General features: G+C 61.3%; 2 protein-coding genes and 1 pseudogene. All 3 read left to right on the forward strand.

The annotated features are described in order from the left end of the window. Positions 1 to 234, forward strand: a pseudogene (locus ABYW26_RS14375) (hypothetical protein); the annotation flags it as partial. Continuing rightward, the gene (locus ABYW26_RS14380; protein ID WP_372605598.1) at positions 234 to 671 is read left to right on the forward strand and encodes a hypothetical protein; all 438 of its coding nucleotides are present in this window, start codon (positions 234 to 236) and stop codon (positions 669 to 671) included. The pseudogene ABYW26_RS14375 and the gene ABYW26_RS14380, both read left to right, overlap by 1 nt. Before the next feature lie 11 nt (positions 672 to 682). Then, the coding region (locus tag ABYW26_RS14385; RefSeq protein WP_372605599.1) for a Mu-like prophage major head subunit gpT family protein at positions 683 to 1,542 on the forward strand (860 nt) is incomplete at its 3' end.

Raw genomic sequence — 1,542 nt, forward strand, 5'->3', positions numbered from 1 at the left:
CGCGCCGGCGTGAAGCCGCTGCGTGACCATTACATCACCCGCCACATGCAGGACAGCGCGGCTGTTGAGAAGGAGATCACCGCGATGCCGCTTCTCGGTGGCACGGTGATCGAGACCACCGTTCAGACGCCCGCCGGGAAAATCTCTCTGAACGCGGAAGAATGCCAGGTCGCCGAAATGCTCGGCCTGTCGCATGAGGACTACGCCGCAGAACTCAAGAAGGAGGCCCTGTGATGGTTGCCCTGACCAAAGACCGCGCCACGCCGCAAAAGGCGGATGGCATCAAATCCGGGTCCGTCGCTGCGGCGAGCCTGATCTATGGCGGCGCAATCGTCATGCGTGATGCCGCAGGCAACCTGGTGCCGGGTCAGACGGCGCTCAACCTCATCGGCATCGGTCGCGCAGAGGAGCGGGTCGACAACTCGACTGGCGCGGCCGGCGATCTGGCGCTGCGCTATCGTCCCGGCACGTTCCGCTATGCGAATTCCGCTGCGGCCGACGAGATCACCGCCGCCGATATCGGTGCGGTCTGCTATGCGGTCGATGACCAGACGGTCGCCAAGACCGATGGCACCCTCACCCGCTCCCCCGCTGGCATCATCGAGGACGTGGACGCGCAAGGCGTCTGGGTTCGCTTCGACGAGGGCCTGACCAAAACGGCTGCGGCCTAAGGAGATCTGACATGATCATCAATTCTGCGAACCTCAACGCCATCCGCGTCGGCTTTGCCGCGACGTTCAAAAAAGGCCTCGGGCAGGCCCCGTCGCAATACAAAAAGATCGCGACGATCGTCCCCAGTTCGGCCAAAGAAAACAAGTATGGCTGGCTGGGCAAACTGCCGAATATGCGCAAGTGGATCGGCGAGCGCGTGATCCACGGCCTGGCGGAACACGATTACGCCATCAAGAACGAACCGTTCGAGCTGACCGTCGGCGTCGACCGCGACGACATCAAGGATGACAATCTGGGCGTCTATACCCCGATGTTCGAGCACCTGGGCGAAAGCGTTGGCGCCCATCCCGACCAGTTGGTCTTCACCGCGCTGAAGGAAGGCCATCTGAACGAATGCTTCGATGGTCAATATTTCTTCGACACCGACCACCCGGTGATCGACGAAGATGGCAACGAGGTGACTGTGTCGAACGACATGGGGGGCGCCGGCACCACCTGGTATCTGCTGTGCACCGCGCGGCCTATCAAGCCGATCATCTATCAGGAACGCGAGGCGGCGAAATTCGTCGCGATGGACAATCCCACGGACAGCAACGTCTTCATGAAAAAAGAGTTCGTTTACGGTACCGAAGCGCGCCGTAATGTTGGCTATGGGCTGTGGGTGATGGCGATCAGGTCGAGCCAGACACTCGATGCGGCTGGCTATGCGGCTGCCCGCCAAGCCATGCGCGAATTCAAGGGCGATCACGGTCGTCCGCTGGGCCTGGTCCCGAACCTGCTGGTCGTTCCGCCCGCGCTGGAAGGCAAAGCCAACAAGCTCATGAAAAACGAGCAGATCGACGGTTCGGACAACGAATGGAAAGGCACTGC

It is taken from the genome of Actibacterium sp. (genome assembly GCF_041584535.1).
In the GTDB taxonomy this organism is placed as follows: Bacteria; Pseudomonadota; Alphaproteobacteria; order Rhodobacterales; family Rhodobacteraceae; genus Actibacterium_D.